Below are 14990 nucleotides of genomic sequence, written 5' to 3' on the forward strand. Positions count from 1 at the left end.
TCATACCGTGGGCGAGCTGGGGCGGCACACCGCGGCCGAGCTCGAGCTGCATTTCGGCCGCTACGGCTATCGCCTGTACGAGCTGGCGCGCGGCATCGACGATCGACCCGTCGAGCCGGATCAGGCGGTTCGGCAGGTGTCGGCCGAGACGACTTTCGAGATCGATCTGCGGCTGGATCAATTGGACGAGGCGCTCGAGCGCCTGGCGAACAAGGCCTGGGAACAGACGCGCAAAAAGGGGCTGGCGGCACGCACGGTGGTGCTCAAGCTCAAGACCGATCGTTTTCGCATTCTGACCCGCAGCCACACGCAGCCGCAGGCCGTGGCCTCGGCGCAGGAGCTGGCGCAATGGGTGCTGGGCATGCGCGAACGCGTCACGCTGCCGCCCTATACGCTTTACAGGCTTGCCGGCGTGGGGTTGAGCAACTTCATCGAAGAGGTTGGAGCGGGGCAGCAGGCGGACCTGTTTTGAAAGTCGGAAAGCCGCCTGGGCGCAGGCGTGACGCGCCTCTTCACTACGGCTCGGACCGACTCGCTGTTTTCCCACATACCAGTGCCTGCAAGGCAGCCGCAACGTCGGCAATCACGGATTGCCAGTCTCCCATCGCGGGTTGATGGAACAAGCGCGCCGTGGGATACCACGGACTGTCGCCGCGGTTGAGCAGCCAGCGCCAGCAACCGTCGTAGCGCGACAGAATCCAGACGGGCCGGCCGAGCGCGCCGGCCAGATGCGCGACGGATGTGTCGACCGTGATGACCAGGTCCAGGTTGACAACCAGGGCCGCGGTATCGGCATAGTCCCGTATCTCGTTCGTCCAATCGATCACATGAAATTCGGCGGGCGGCTTCCTGGCTTCTTCGGCGGGCTCGCCGATCTGCAGGCTGATCCAGCGGATGCCGCAAACGGCCGCAAGCGGGGTCAGTTGCGCGGGCTTCAGGCTGCGTCGGCCGTCGTAGGACGCCGGCTTGCTGCTGCCCGCCCATACCAGCCCCACGTTCAGGCCGGGCCGCGCGGCCGCCAGGCGCTGCGCCCAGGCCTGCGCTTCTACCCGATCGGCGGCCAGGTACGGGACGTCGGCAGGGATCGTGTCCAGGGTCGTGCCCAAGACGGCCGGCAGGGAAAGCATTGGCACCTGAAAATCGAAGACGGCGCTGTCGGGCAGACGGTCGACGACGTCGATGCCGGGCAGCGAGGCGCGCAGCAGCCGGGTCAGAACCGGGGGAACGAGCAAGGTGACATGCGCGCCGAACGCGGCAGCCATCGGCACGTAGCGCACGAACTGCAGGCTGTCGCCGGCGCCCTGCTCATGAAAAATCACCAGCCGTTTGCCGGCAAGCGGTTCACCTTCCCATTCGGGGCAGGCGATCGCAGGCCGCGCTTCATGGATGCGGAAGCGCCAGCGATAGGCCTGGAAGCCGCGCGCCAGATCGCCGGCGCGCAGCAGCGTCAGGGCGCGGTTGTAATGCGCTTCGGCGTAGTCGGGTTCGAGCGCGAGCGCGCTGTCGTAGCTGGCCAGCGCCTCGTCGAGCCTACGCCCCATGTGCAACGCCAGGCCGCGGCTGCCGAATGTTTCGGCGTCGGGCTTGAGCGCGAGCGCACGGCCGTAGCTGGCCGCTGCCTCGTCGAAGCGGTCCAGCTTGTACAAGGCCGTGCCCCGGTTGTTGAACGCCTCGGCCAAGCCGTCGTCCAGGGCGATCGCGGCATCGAAATCGGCCAGGGCCTGGTCATAGCGCTGCTGCGCGGCCAGTTGCACGCCGCGATTGAGGATCGCGACGGCGTCGGCGGTACGACGCGGACTCGCCGCAGTCGGCGCGCCGCAGGTCCCATGCCGGGAAGAGAATGCCTGCAATGCCGTGGCGAGCTCGGCGACGACCGGCTCCCACTGGCCCAGGGCCGGTTGGTGGAATAGGCGCGCGGTCGGATACCAGGGGCTGTCGTTGCGATCGAGCAGCCAGCGCCAGCAGCCGTCATAGCGCGACAGAATCCAGACCGGCTTGCCCAGTCCGCCCACCAGATGCGCCACCGACGTGTCGACGGTGATGACCAGGTCCAGGCCAGCCACCAGCGCCGCGGTATCGGCGTAATCGCGTATCTCGCTCGTCCAATCGATCAATTCCAATCCGGCGGGCGGCGTCCTGGCTTCTTCGGCGGGCTCGCCGATCTGCAGGCTGATCCATCGGACGCCGGGAACGGCGGCAAGCGGAGCGAACTGCGCGAGCTTCAGGCTGCGCCGCGCATCTGCGATGGGCATTTTCTTGCCGCCGGCCCACACCAGGCCCACCTTGAGGTCGGACCGCGTCGGGCCGGGGAGAGCTGCCAGCCGCTGCGCCCAGCCTGCCGCCTCGGCCCGATCGGCGATCAGGTAGGGCGTGCGGGCCGGTATGGTGTCCAGCGTCGTGCCGAACATCGCCGGAAGCGAGAGCATCGGTGCGTGAAAATCGAAGACGGCCTGGTCGGACACATAGGTCGCTACCTCGACGCCGGGCAGCGACGCGCGCATCAGTCGGGTCAGCGCTTGGGGAACCAGCAGAGTGACCTGCGCGCCCAGCGCGACGGCCATCGGCACATAGCGCACGAATTGCAGGGTGTCGCCGTAACCTTGTTCGTGATAGATCGCCAGTCGCTTGCCGGCCAGCGGCTCGCCCTGCCATTCCGGACACGCGAATGCGGTGCGCGGCGCTTCGTTGGCCAGGAAGCGCCAGCGATAGGCCTCGAAACCGTTTCTCAGATCGCCCTGGCGCAACAGCACCAAGGACCGATTCCAATGCGTCTTGGCGTGATCCGGCTTGAGCGCGAGTGCGCGGTCGTAGCTGGCCAGCGCTTCGTCATGCCGCCGCAGATTATCGAGCGCCACGCCGCGGCTATTGAGGGCTTCGACGTAATCGGGCTTGAGCGCGAGCGCGCGGTCGTAGCTGGCCACCGCTTCGCCGAACCTGCCCAGGTCGTGCAGGGCCGCGCCGCGCCGGGTGAAGATGTCGGCGTCGGGCTTGAGTGCGAGCGCGCGATCGTAGCTGACCACCGCCTCGTCGAGCCGGCCTAGTCTGTATAAGGCCGCGCCGCGCGTGTCGAAGGCCTCGGCATCGGGTTGCAGTTCGAGCGCATGGTCGTAGCTGGCCACGGCCTCGGCAAACCGGCCAAGGCTGTACAGGGCCAGGCCGCGGCAACTGTAGGCCTGGGCGTCGGGTTGGAACGCCAGCACGCGATCGTAGCTGGCCACCGCGTCTTCGTGGCGTCCGAGATCGAAGAGAACGATGCCGCGCAAGAGCAGGGCTTCGAGGAAGTCGGGCTTGAGGGCGATGGCGCCATCGAAGCTCGCGACGGCTTCGTTCAGTCGCTGCTGGCCCGCCAGCTCGATGCCTTGCCGGACGAGCGCGATCGCGTCGGTGACCTGGGTATTCATAAGGCGGCTAATCGGGAACGTTCTTGGACGCAAACGTGCTCAACGCCGCTGCGAGTTGGGCCATGACGGGCTCCCACGCCCCGAAGGCGGGCTGCCGGAAAAGACGCGCGGTGGGATACCAGGGGCTGTCCTCGCGGCCGAGCAGCCAGCGCCAGCAGCTGTCGTAATGCAAGGGAATCCAGACCGGTTTGCCCAGCGCGCCGGCCAGATGCGCCACCGACGTGCAGACTGAAATCACCAGGTCCAGACCCGAGACCAGCGCGGCGGTGTCGGCGTAGTCGCCGAGCTCGCCCGTCCAATCGACCAGATCGAGGCCGGCGGGCGGCGTCTTCGCTTGCGCGGCCGGCTCGCCCAGTTGCAGGCTGACGAACTGCACGCCCGCAACGCGCGCGAGCGCCGCAAACTGGTCGAGTCTGAGGCTGCGATGCGCATCGTTGGCTCTTTCTTTGTTGCCGGCCCAGACCAGACCGACTTTGAGAACGGGCTGCGTCAGATCGGGCCGCGCAAGGCCGGGCTGCATCAGGTCTGGCAAAGCCGCCAGCCTCCGGGTCCAGCTTCGCGTCGCGGCCTGATCGGCATGCAAATACGGTATTGCGGCGGGGATCGAGTTCAGCGTCGTGCCGAAAAGCGCCGGCAGGCAGAGCAGGGCGACCTGGTAGTCGAAGGCGGCCGCACCGGGCAGACTGTCGACGACCTCGATGCCGGGCAACGAGGCGCGCAGCAGCCGGGTCAGCGCCGGCCGCACGAGCACGGTGACATGGGCACCGAGCGCGGCCGCCATCGGCGCATAACGGACGAACTGCAGGGTATCGCCGTAGCCGTGTTCGGAGAAGATGACCAGCCGCTTGCCGGCCAGCGGCTCGCCCTGCCATTCGGGGCACGCAAGCGCGGACGGCTCACCGTAGCGCCGCAGGCATCGGCGATACGCCTCGAACCCACGGGCCAGGTCGCCGGCGCGCAGCAGGACCCGGGTGCGGTTCCATTGCGTCTGGGCGTGATCCGGTTCCAGCGCCAGCACGCGATCGTAGCCAGCCAGCGCTTCGTCGCATCGGCCTAGCGTGTCCAGGATCACGCCGCGGCTGCGCAGCGCGTCGACCCGTTCCGGTTCGAGCGTCAGCGCGCGGTCGTAGCAGGCCAGCGCCTGGTCGAAGCGATCGAGGCGATACAGCGCCAGGCCGATCGCTTCGCAGACCTCCGCGGAGCCCGATCCGAGGGCGATCGCCCGATCGGCGCTCTCCAGCGCCGGTTCGAAACGCTGCAGTCGAGCCAGCGCGGCAGCGCGCTGGTTGAGCGCTTCGGGCCAATCGGGTTCGAGCGCCAGCGCATGATCGTAGCTGGTGACGGCATCGTCGACGCGGCCCAGATAAAAGAGCGCGATGCCGCGATTGAGAAAGGCCTCGATGAGGCCGGGCTGCAGGGCGATGGCGCCGTCAAAGCAAGCCAGGGCCTCGTCGAAACGTTGCTGGTAGGCCAGTTGAACGCCATGATTGATGAGCGCCGCGGCGTCATCGGCCGCCGGCGCCGGCATTGCAGGGACCGACGCCAGTTCCCGCAGCGCCGTCGCAAGATCCGCGATGACGGGCTCCCATGCGCCGCTCGCGGATTGACGGAACAGGCGGGCGGTCGGATACCAGGGGCTGTCGTTGCGATCGAGCAGCCAGCGCCAGCAGCCGTCGTAGCGCGACAGGATCCAGACCGGTTTGTTCAGCGCGCCGGCAAGATGCGCCACCGACGTGTCGACGGTGATGATCAGATCCAGGTTGACGGCCAGCGCGGCGGTGTCGGCGAAGTCGTTTATTTCGCTGGTCCAGTCGATCAGCTCGAGCCCGGGCGGCGGTGTCCTGGCTTGCCCGGCCGCCTCGCCCAGCTGCAGGCTGATGAAACGCACGCCGGACATGCCTGCGAGCGGAGCGAGTTGCGCGAGAGTCAGGCTGCGACGCGCATCGTACGACCGGTCCTTGCCGCCCGCCCACACCACGCCTACATTCAGTTCGGGCCGCGCCAGACTGGGCAAAGCCGCCAGCCGATGCGCCCAGGCCGCCGTCGCGGCCTTATCGGCAATCAGGTACGGTGTTTGCGCCGGTATCGTGTCCAGGGCAGTGCCGAAAAGCGAAGGCAGGCAAAGCAGTGCGACCTGAAAGTCGAACACGGTGTTGCTGCGCAGGCTGTCGACGACCTCGATGCCGGGCAGCGAGGCGCGCAGCAACTCCAGCAAGACCGGTTCGACCAGCAAGGTGATGCGCGCGCCGAGCGCAAGCGCCATCGGTACATAGCGCACGAACTGCAGGGTGTCGCCATGGCCGTATTCAGAGAAGATCAGCAGCCGCTTGCCGGCCAGCGATTCGCCTTGCCAGAGGGGGCATGCAAATGCGGACAGATTCCCGTAGCGCTCCATGCACTGGCGATAGGCGTCGAAACCGCGCGCCAGATCGCCGGCCCGCAGCAGCGCCCGCGCACGGTTCCACCGGGTCTCGGCGCGATCCGGCTCGAGCGCCAGCGCATGGTCGTAGCTGGCTATCGCCTCGGTGCATCGGCCCAGTTCATACAAGGCTGCGCCGCGCGCATTGAACGTATCGGCGTCGGGTTCGAGCGCCAGCGCGCGATCGTAGTGGACCAGCGCGTCCTCGAGCTGCCCGCGGCGATAAAGCGCCAGCCCCATGCCGCGGCAGGCCTGCGCGGAATCCGGCGCAGACGGTGCACAGGCCGACGCGAACGCCTGCAACGCCGCGGCGACCTCGGCGACGACAGGAGTCCATTGTCCGACCGCCGGCTGGCGGAAAAGACGTGCGCTCGGGTACCAAGGGCTGTCATCCCGGTTCATCAGCCAGCGCCAGCAGCAGCCTTCATGCAGCAGGATCCAGACCGGTTTGCCCAGCGCACCGGCAAGATGCGCCACCGACGTGCAGACGGTGACGACCAGGTCCAGGCCGGCAACCAGCGCGGCGGTGTCGGCGTAGTCGCCGATCTCGTCCGTCCAATCGATCAGTTTCAGGCCGGCGGGCGGCGTTTTTGCCTGCGCGGCCGACTCGCCCAGCTGCAGGTTGATGAATTGCACGCCGGCAACGGCCGCGAGCGGCGCGAACTGGGCAAGCGTGAGGCTGCGGTATTCGTCGTAGGCCCGGTCCCTGCCTCCGGCCCACACCAGTCCGATCTTGCATCCCGGCAGCGCTTCGAGCCGCCGCGTCCAGGCCGCCGCCGCGGTCTGATCGACAGTCAGGTAAGGGATGTCGGCGGGGATCGTGTCCAGCGTCGTGCCGAAGATCTGCGGCAGACCGAGCATGGGCGCCTGGAAGTCGAACACGGCGTTCCTGGGCAGGCCGTCCACCACCTCGACGCCGGGCAGCGAAGCGCGCAGCAGTCGGGCCAGCACCGGCGGAACGAACACGGTGACGTGCGCGCCGCGCGCAAGCGCCATCGGCACGTAGCGGACAAAATGCAGGCTGTCGCCGAAGCCCTGTTCGTGAAAAATGAGCAAGCGCTTGCCGGCGATCGGTTCGCCTTGCCATTCGGGGCAGGCAAGCCAGTCGGGCCGGGCAGGCCGCTCGTCGATCCGGAAGCGCCACGCATAGGCCTCGAAGCCGCGCGCCAGGTCGCCCGCGCGCAGCAGCGCCTGGGCGCGATTCAACTGCGCTTCGGCGTGATCCGGCTGTAGCGCCAGCGCCTGGTCATAGCTTGCTATCGCATCGTCCAGCCGGCCAAGCATGTAAAAGGCCAGGCCGCGGATGCTGAATATGTCGGCGTCGGGCCGCAGCGCCAGTGCACGGCCGTAGCTGGACGCCGCCTCGCCGAATCGCCCGAGCGCGAAGAGCGCGATGCCGCGGCTGATCCAGGCTTCGGCAAAATCGGGATCGAGCGCGAGGGCCCTGTCGAAATTCGCCACCGCTTCATCGAAGCGCCGGCGATAGTTCAGCTGCAGACCGTATCTGGCGAATTCCACTGCATCGTCGTCGCTGCGGGGCGGGATCGGGGCGGGGAGATCGCCGGTGTCGGGTTGCGGCGCTGCGCGCTGGGCCGAGAACTCGCTCAACGCCTGGGCGACCCGAGCAATGACCGGCTCCCACTGCTGCGCTGCGGATTGATGAAATAAGCGCGCCGTGGGGTACCACGGGCTGTCTTGGCGATGCATCAACCAGCGCCAGCAGCCGTCGTGGCGCGACAGGATCCAGACCGGCTTGTTCAACGCGCCGGCCAGGTGCGCCACCGAGGTGTCGACGGAGATGACCAAATCCAGGTTGGCGACCAGCGCGGCGGTGTCGGCGAAGTCGTTGAGTTCGGCAGTCCAGTCGACCAGGTCGAGCCCGTCAGGCGGCGTCTTCGCTTCGTCGGCCGGCTTGCCCAGTTGCAGGCTGAAGAACCGAACGCCGGCAACGGCTGCAAGCGGAGCAAGTTGATCGAGTTTCAGGCTGCGTCGTGCGTCGTACGACTGCTCCCTGCCGCCAGCCCACACCAGGCCCACGTTCAGGTCGGGCCGCGTCAGGCCGGGCACTGCGGCCAGCCGCCGCGCCCACGATGCCGTCGCCGTCGGGTCGGTCAGAAGATACGGCGTCGCGGCGGGAATCGTCTCCAGCGTGGTGCCGAAGATTCGCGGCAGGCAGAGCATCGGCGCCTGGTAGTCGAAGACGGCCGTCTCGGGCAGGCGATCCACGACATCGACGCCGGGCAGCGATGCGCGAAGCAGCCGGGTCAGCCCCGGCGGAACGAAAAGCGTGACGTGTGCGCCCCGGGCTTGCGCCATCGGCACATAGCGGACGAATTGCAGCGTGTCGCCATAGCCTTGCTCGACAAAGACCACCAGCCGCTTGCCGGCGATCGGTTCGCCTTCCCAGTCGGGGCAGGTGAGCCAGTCGGGCCGGGTGGGCCGCGCCCCGTCGATGCGAAAACGCCAGCGATAGGCCTCGAAGCCGCGCGCCAGGTCGCCGGCACGCAGCAGCGTCACGGCGCGGTTGTAGCGCGTGTCGGCACGATCGGGCTCGAGCGCCAGCGCGCGGTCGTAGCAGGCCAGGGCGTCGTCGAGCCGTCCCAGATGATGAAAGCCCAGGCCGATGCCCTGGCAGATTTCGGCGGAACCCGATCCGAGCGCGATCGCCCTGTCGATGCTGGCCAGCGCTTCGTCGTAGCGCGCCAGCTTCACGAGTGCGGCGCTGCGGCTGGCGAAGATGTCGGCGTAATCGGGCTTGAGCGCCAGCGCGCCGTCGTAGCTGGCCAGCGCATCATCGTAGCGGCCTAGCTTGTACAGGGCCGCGCCGCGGCGGTTGAACGTCTCCGCGTCGGGTCGTAGCGCCAGCGCGTCGCCGTAGCTGGCGGCCGCCTCGTCGAATCGGCCGAGCCCATACAGGGCCGCGCCGCGGTTGTTGAAGGTGTCGGCGTCGGGCTTGAGCGCGAGCACGCGGTCGTAGCTGGTCACTGCCTCGTCCAGGCGCCCGAGATGGGCGAGGACGATGCCGCGGCAGATCAGCGCCTCGGCGAGATCGGGCGCGAGAAGGCTGGCTTTGTCGAACCTTGCCAGCGCTTCATCGAAATGCTGCTGTTCGGTCAGTTGCAGGCCTTGCCTGACCAGCGCTATCGCGTCGCCGGCCGGGTGGGGGGCGGGCGCGGCCGGCGGGGAGGTGTGCGGCGCGGCGTACGCCTTCAACGCTGCTGCGACGTGTGCGATGACCGAGTCCCAGTCTCCCAGCGTGGGTTGATGAAACAGACGCGCGGTCGGGTACCAGGGACTATCTTGGCGGCCCATCAGCCAGCGCCAGCAGCCGTCGTAGCGCGACAGGATCCAGACCGGTTTGCCCAATGCTCCGGCCAGATGCGCGACGGACGTGTCGACGGTAATGATCAGGTCCAGGCCGGCGACCAGCGCTGCGGTGTCGGCGTAATCGCGTATCTCGCTCGTCCAGTCGATCAGTTCAAGGCCGGGAGGCGGCGTCTTCGCTTCGTCGGCCGGCTCGCCGATCTGCAGGCTGATGAATCGGATGCCGGCAACGGCGGCGAGCGGGGCGAGCTGCGCGAGTTTGAGGCTGCGGCGCGCGTCGATGTCGGGCAGACGGCTGCTGCCGGCCCACACCAGACCCACGTTGAGATCGGCCCGTGCCGGACCGGGCGCGGTGGCCAGCCGCTGCGCCCACGAAGCCGCCGCGGTGCGGTCGGCCAGCAGATACGGCACCTGCGCGGGAACGGTGTCCAATGTCGTGCCGAACAGCCGAGGCAGGTCGAGCATGGGCGCCTGAAAGTCGAAAACGGCATTCCTGGACAGGGTGTCGGTGACCTCGACGCCCGGCAAGGACGCGCGCAGCAGCGTGAGCAGCGGCGCGGGCGCGAACACGGTGACCTGCGCGCCGCGCGCGACGGCCATCGGTACGTAGCGCACGAATTGCAGGGCATCGCCATAGCCTTGCTCGACGAAGATCACCAGGCGCCTGCCGGCAAGCGGTTCGCCTTCCCAGTCGGGGCAGGCGATGCCCTCGGGCCGGGACGGGCGCCGCCGTTCGTCCTCGATGCGAAAACGCCAGCGATAGTCTTCGAAGCCGCGCGCGAAGTCGCCTGCGGCCAGGCGTATCAGGGCGCGGTGGAAATGCGCGTCGGCGTAATCGGGTCTGAGCGCGAGCGCACGGTCGTAGCAGGCCAGGGCGTCGTCGAAACGGCCGCCGTTGTGCAGTTCGACGCCGACGATCAGGCAGACCTCGGCGGAACCCGCGCCAAGGGCGATGGCCTGGTCGATGCTTGCCAGAGCCTGGTCGTAACGCTCGAGCTTTGCGAGCGCGGTGCTCCGGCTGTTGAGGACTTCGGCGTAATCGGGCGCGAGCGCCAACGCCCTGTCGTAGCTGGCCACGGCTTCGTCGAACCGGCCCAGCTTGTGCAAAGCCATGCCGCGGATGTTGAACGCCTGGGCGTCGGGCTTGAGTGCGAGGGCCCGGTCGTAGCTGGCTACCGCCTCGTCGAGTCGGTCCAGGGTGTAGAGGGCCAGGCCGCGGCTGTTGTACGCCTCGGCGTCGGGTTTGAGCGCCAGCACGCGGTCGTAGCTGTATACGGCTTCTTCGACGCGGCCGAGATAGAAGAGCGCGATGCCGCGGCCGATCCAGGCCTCGGCGAAATGGGGCTCGAGTGCGACCGCCCGATCGAAGCAGGCGACGGCTTCGCCGAAACGCTGCTGCCCGGCCAGCTGAAAACCTTGTCTGACGGACGCTGCCGCATCGCCGGCCCGCGGCGGTGCGGTGGAGGGAGAGCCGTTTTCAGCCTGCGTGTTCATCTAAGCGCTATTCGGAGGGATATGTCCGCAGATTACCCTGCGCCCGCGCGATTCGATCCGGCGAAGTACGGCGCGGCGCTTCGCTTGCTCGGGCTTCAGCCCAATTTGGCCTTGAGCAGCTTGGACACCTCGGCCATGTCGGCGCGGCCCGCCAGGGCAGGCTTGACGATGGCCATGGCGCGGCCCATGGCGGCCGGGCCGCTCACGCCTTGCGCGGCGACCTCGGTCAGCGCCTTGTCGATGACGGCGGCGACTTCTTCGGGCGAGGCGGCCTGCGGCAGGAATTCCTGCAGCACGGACAGCTCCGCCTTTTCCTGGTCGGCGCTTTCCGTGCGACCGGCCTGCTCGAACGCGGCGATGGACTCGCGGCGCTGCTTGACCTGTTTCTCGATGATGGCGGTGACTTCAGCATCGGACAATTCGCGGCGTTCGTCGACTTCCTTCTGCTTGAGTGCGGCCGAAAGGAAGCGCAGCGTCCCCAGGCGGGCTGTGTCCTTGGCGCGCATGGCAGTCTTGATGTCGTCGGCGATGCGGGTCTTGAGGGAAGTGCTCATGAAGGTCCTCGGTGTCAGGCCCAGCGGCGGAAGATCAACGAGGTGTTGATGCCGCCGAAGGCGAAATTGTTGTTCATGACGTATTCGTGGCTGGCCCGGCGCGGGCCGTCGACGATGTAGTCGAGCTCGCCGCAGCGCGGATCGACCTCGGTGAGGTTTAGCGTGGCGATGTAGCGGTCGTGCTTGAGCATCTCGATACTGAACCACGATTCGAGCGCGCCGCAGGCGCCGAGCGTGTGGCCCAGATAGCTTTTCTGCGAGCTGATGGCCACTCGCGGACCGAAGACCGCCTGAGTGGCCTGGGTTTCGGCGATGTCGCCGTGCTCGGTGGCCGTGCCGTGGCCGTTGACGTAGCCGACGGCCTCGGGCGGCAGTTGCGCGTCGTTTAGGGCCTGCTCCATGGCGACGCGCATGGTGGCGGCTTCGGGCCGGGTGATGTGGCTGCCGTCGGAGTTGCTGCCGAAGCCGACGATCTCGGCATGGATGCGCGCCCCGCGCGCCAGCGCATGGTCCAGCGATTCGAGCACCAGCATGCCGGCGCCTTCGCCGATCACCAGGCCGTCGCGCCGGCTGTCGTAGGGGCGCGGCGAGAGCTCGGGCGCGTCGTTGCGCTGGCTGGTGGCGTAGAGGGCGTCGAAGACGATGGCCTCGCTGGGGCAGAGCTCTTCGGCGCCGCCGGCCAGCATGAGCGCCTGGCGGCCGTAGCGGATGGCTTCGTAGGCATAGCCGATGCCCTGGCTGCCCGAGGTGCAGGCGCTGGAGGTGGGGATGATGCGGCCTTTCAGGCCGAAGAAGATGCCGATATTGGCCGCGGTGGTGTGCGGCATCATGCGCACATAGGAATTGGCGTTGAGGTCGTCGGTGACGCCGTTGAGCAGCATGTTGCCGAAGGCGCGTATTTCGGCGGTGCTGCCCGTCGACGAGCCGCAGGCGACGCCCATGCGGCCGTCTGCGATGTCGGGGTTGTCGATGAGGCCCGCGTCGGTCAGCGCGCGCTCGGCGGCGTACACCGACAACTGCGAGACGCGGCCCATGCTGCGCAGCTGCTTGCGCGTCCAGTGCCCCGGAACCTCGAATTCGGGGATGGGCGCCGCCAGACGGGTATTGAGTTCGGCATAGCGGTCCCAGTCGGACATGACGCGCACGGCGTTGCGGCCGGCGTCGAAGGCGGCCGCGATCGACGGCCAGTCCTGCCCCAGCGCGCAGATGCCGCCCATGCCCGTTACGACGACGCGCTGCATCAGCATAGCCCTCCGTTGACCGCCAGCACCTGACGCGTGATGTAGGCCGCGGCGGGCGACATCAGAAAGGCCACGGCGGCGGCGACTTCGTCGGGCCGGCCCATGCGTTGGGCGGGAATGAGTTTGAGAATTTCGTCCACGGGGACATTGTCGTCGATCATGTCGGTTTCGATCAGGCCTGGGGCTACGCAATTGACGGTGATTTGCCGTTTGGCCAGCTCGATGGCCAGGGACTTGGCCGCGGCGATGACGCCGGCCTTGGACGCGCTGTAGTTGACCTGGCCGCGGTTGCCCGTCAGGCCCGAGACGGACGCGATGCAGACGATGCGGCCCGGCGCGCGTCGCCGCACCATGGGCATGGTCAGCGGGTGCAGCACATTGTAGAAGCCGTCTAGGTTGGTGCGCAGAACCAGGTCCCAGTCGTCGCCGCTCAGCGCGGGGAAAGCGCCGTCGCGGGTCAGGCCGGCATTCAGGACGACGCCGTAGTAGGCGCCGTGCGCCTGGACGTCGGTCTCTAGCGCTTGCCTGCACTGCGCGCGGTCGGCGACGTCGAAGCTCAGAATGCGGGCCTGGCGGCCCAGCGCGAGGATGTCGTCGCGCACGGCTTGCGCCTGATCCATGCGATTGCGACAGTGCAGCACCAGGTCGTAGCCGGCGGCGGCGAGCGCCAGGGCAATGGCGCGGCCTATGCCGCGGCTGGATCCGGTGACGAGGACGGTGGGCGTGTTCACGGGTTCGCTCATGCGGGTTCGATTTCCTGCGTATAGCTTGATATGTCGCCGGGTTGATAGACGTTCAGCCGGGCGTGCGCGATTTCACGCCCGTCTTGCAGAATGCGGCCTTCGAAAATACCCATGCCGCTGTCGTCCTGCAGCGCACGCGTGACCTGGACGGTCAGCGCGGCGCCGGGCGCAAAGGCGTCGACGCGGCATTCGTAGTGGCGCGTGCCGAGCAGAAAGCCCATGCGCGCCGGCTGGCCTGCCAGGAGGGACTGCCGGCCGGACCAGGCCGCCACTGCCTGGGCCAGAATTTCGAGCCCCGCCCAGGGCGGCAGGCTGCCGTCGGCCAGGCTGAAGAGGCCGGGCCGCACGGTGGCGCTCGCCGCCAGGGTCTCGTCGTCGCACGACACGATGTCGTCGAGCAGGACGATGTCGCCCGAGTGCGGCAGTAGCGCAGATGCGGGCATGGGCAGATCCGGCGCGGCCGGCGTCATGATGCGGCTCCCAGAATGAGACTGGTGTTGTTGCCGCCGAAGGCGAAGGAGTTGCTCATGGCGACGCGGCGCTTGCCTGGCGCATAGCGCTGTCCGGCGCCGCTGAAATCGAGTGCGGGCAGAGTCGGGTCGGCCTGGCCGTCCCAGACGTGCGCAGGCAGCGGGCGGGCGGCGTATTCGGGTGTCAGGGTGATCCAGGCCAGGACGGCTTCCAGCGCGCCCGCGGCGCCCAAGGCGTGTCCCGTCAGAGCCTTGGTCGAGGCGCAGGGAACGCCGCGGTCGGGAAAGAGGGCCTGCATCGCCAGGCTCTCCATGGCGTCGTTCAGCTCGGTGCCGGTACCGTGCAGATTGACCCAGCCGATGTCGGCCGCCTGCATCCCGGCTTCGCGCAGCGCCGTCTGCATGGCTTGGCGCGCGCCTCGGCCTGAGGGTTCCGGCGAAGACATGTGCCAGGCGTCGGAGCTTGCGCCGCTGCCGAGCAGCGCCACGCTGCCGCCGTCGGCGGGTTCGCGCTCCATGAGAAAGAGCGCCGCCGCCTCGCCGATGGAAATACCTTTACGTGCTGCGGAGAAGGGGTTGCAGAGCGTGTCGCTGATGGCGCCCAGCGAGGTGAAGCCCTGCAGGGTGAAGCGGCACAGGCTGTCTGCGCCGCCGCAAACCACGGCGTCGCAAATGCCCATGCGCAACCAGGCGTGCGCGGTCATGAGCGCGCGCGCGCTGGATGTGCAGGCGGTGGAGACGGTCTGCGCCGGCCCGGCGCTGCCCAGCCATTGGGCCAGGAAGACCGACGGCGCCGACAGCGCCTGGCGGCGATAGTCGTAGCTATCGGGCCAACGGCCCGTGTCGCGCAACGCGATGAAGGCGCCGGCATTGTCGTTGATGCTGGACGTGCTGGTGCCCAGCACCACGCCCACGCGATGCGCGCCGTGGCGCGCAATCGCCTGGCGCAGCGCGGGTTCGATCTGCTGCGCGGCGGCCAGCAGCAGCTGGTTGTTGCGGCTGCGCTGATGCGCGGCCAGACCTTCGGGCCAGGCGGGCAGCGAACCGGCGCAGGAACCCACCACTGTGGTGCGGCCGTGAATCCAGGCATCGCTGGCCTGCATGCCCGAGGTGTCGCCGGCGTAAAGCCCCCGTGCAACGTCGGCCAGGCTTTCGCCCAGCGCGCAGACCACGCCGGGGCGGCTCAGCCACCCGGCAGATGTCGCGGCTTTCATGATGCCCCCGTGGCGCCGCGCGCCGTCATCCGCGGGGGACATGAACACTTGAGACGGCTCGGCGTGCAGAGACAGCCCCCTTGGCGCTGCGCGCCATCCCCCCAAGGGGGACATGAACACTTGAGACGGC

The 14990-nt window shown here is 68.3% G+C and carries 8 protein-coding genes and 2 pseudogenes; 1 reads left to right on the forward strand and 9 read right to left on the reverse strand.

Annotated features, from left to right (window positions below; genetic code table 11):
• A partial coding sequence (locus ACTHJ1_RS02960) for a DinB/UmuC family translesion DNA polymerase (protein WP_440187436.1) occupies positions 1-472 on the forward strand: 472 nt, incomplete at its 5' end.
• Positions 473-515: 43 nt separating this feature from the next.
• Here ACTHJ1_RS02960 and ACTHJ1_RS02965 read toward each other — a convergent pair.
• From ACTHJ1_RS02965 to ACTHJ1_RS03005, 9 genes and pseudogenes are all read right to left on the reverse strand, one after another.
• A complete protein-coding gene (locus ACTHJ1_RS02965; RefSeq protein WP_440187439.1) occupies positions 516-3401 on the reverse strand; it encodes a tetratricopeptide repeat protein in 2886 nt (961 codons plus the stop codon).
• Positions 3402-3408: 7 nt separating this feature from the next.
• Positions 3409-4929, reverse strand: a complete 1521-nt coding sequence (locus ACTHJ1_RS02970; RefSeq protein ID WP_440187555.1) for a tetratricopeptide repeat protein — start codon at positions 4927-4929, stop codon at positions 3409-3411.
• 6 nt (positions 4930-4935) lie between these two features.
• Positions 4936-5220, reverse strand: a pseudogene (locus tag ACTHJ1_RS02975) (glycosyltransferase family 9 protein); the annotation flags it as partial.
• Positions 5221-5814: 594 nt separating this feature from the next.
• A pseudogene (locus ACTHJ1_RS02980) lies at positions 5815-10638 on the reverse strand (tetratricopeptide repeat protein); the annotation flags it as partial.
• A 95-nt stretch (positions 10639-10733) separates the two neighbouring features.
• Entirely contained in the window at positions 10734-11192 is a 459-nt protein-coding gene (locus tag ACTHJ1_RS02985; protein ID WP_440187442.1) for a GatB/YqeY domain-containing protein, read from the reverse strand.
• A 14-nt stretch (positions 11193-11206) separates the two neighbouring features.
• Positions 11207-12433 carry a beta-ketoacyl-ACP synthase gene (locus ACTHJ1_RS02990; protein ID WP_440187445.1) on the reverse strand — a complete coding sequence of 409 codons (1227 nt, stop codon included), beginning with the start codon at positions 12431-12433 and terminating at the stop codon, positions 11207-11209.
• Positions 12433-13176, reverse strand: a complete 744-nt coding sequence (fabG, locus tag ACTHJ1_RS02995; protein WP_440187448.1) for a 3-oxoacyl-ACP reductase FabG — start codon at positions 13174-13176, stop codon at positions 12433-12435. The genes ACTHJ1_RS02990 and fabG overlap by 1 nt, the downstream gene beginning before the upstream one ends.
• A complete protein-coding gene (locus tag ACTHJ1_RS03000; RefSeq protein ID WP_440187451.1) occupies positions 13173-13646 on the reverse strand; it encodes an ApeP family dehydratase in 474 nt (157 codons plus the stop codon). The genes fabG and ACTHJ1_RS03000 overlap by 4 nt, the downstream gene beginning before the upstream one ends.
• Positions 13643-14902: a beta-ketoacyl-ACP synthase gene (locus ACTHJ1_RS03005; protein ID WP_440187454.1), complete on the reverse strand. Its 1260-nt coding sequence runs from the start codon at positions 14900-14902 to the stop codon at positions 13643-13645. The genes ACTHJ1_RS03000 and ACTHJ1_RS03005 overlap by 4 nt, the downstream gene beginning before the upstream one ends.
• Between the last annotated feature and the right edge of the window lie 88 nt (positions 14903-14990).

Source organism: Bordetella sp., assembly GCF_051960075.1.
Classification (GTDB): Bacteria; Pseudomonadota; Gammaproteobacteria; order Burkholderiales; family Burkholderiaceae_B; genus Bordetella.

Excerpts from the sequence above, each read along its gene's own strand:
- ACTHJ1_RS02965 (WP_440187439.1), bottom strand. The coding sequence starts at position 3,401 with ATGAATACCCAGGTCACCGACGCGATCGCGCTCGTCCGGCAAGGCATC.
- ACTHJ1_RS02970 (WP_440187555.1), bottom strand. The coding sequence starts at position 4,929 with ATGCCGGCGCCGGCGGCCGATGACGCCGCGGCGCTCATCAATCATGGC.
- ACTHJ1_RS02985 (WP_440187442.1), bottom strand. The coding sequence starts at position 11,192 with ATGAGCACTTCCCTCAAGACCCGCATCGCCGACGACATCAAGACTGCC.
- ACTHJ1_RS02990 (WP_440187445.1), bottom strand. The coding sequence starts at position 12,433 with ATGCAGCGCGTCGTCGTAACGGGCATGGGCGGCATCTGCGCGCTGGGG.
- fabG (WP_440187448.1), bottom strand. The coding sequence starts at position 13,176 with ATGAGCGAACCCGTGAACACGCCCACCGTCCTCGTCACCGGATCCAGC.
- ACTHJ1_RS03000 (WP_440187451.1), bottom strand. The coding sequence starts at position 13,646 with ATGACGCCGGCCGCGCCGGATCTGCCCATGCCCGCATCTGCGCTACTG.
- ACTHJ1_RS03005 (WP_440187454.1), bottom strand. The coding sequence starts at position 14,902 with ATGTCCCCCGCGGATGACGGCGCGCGGCGCCACGGGGGCATCATGAAA.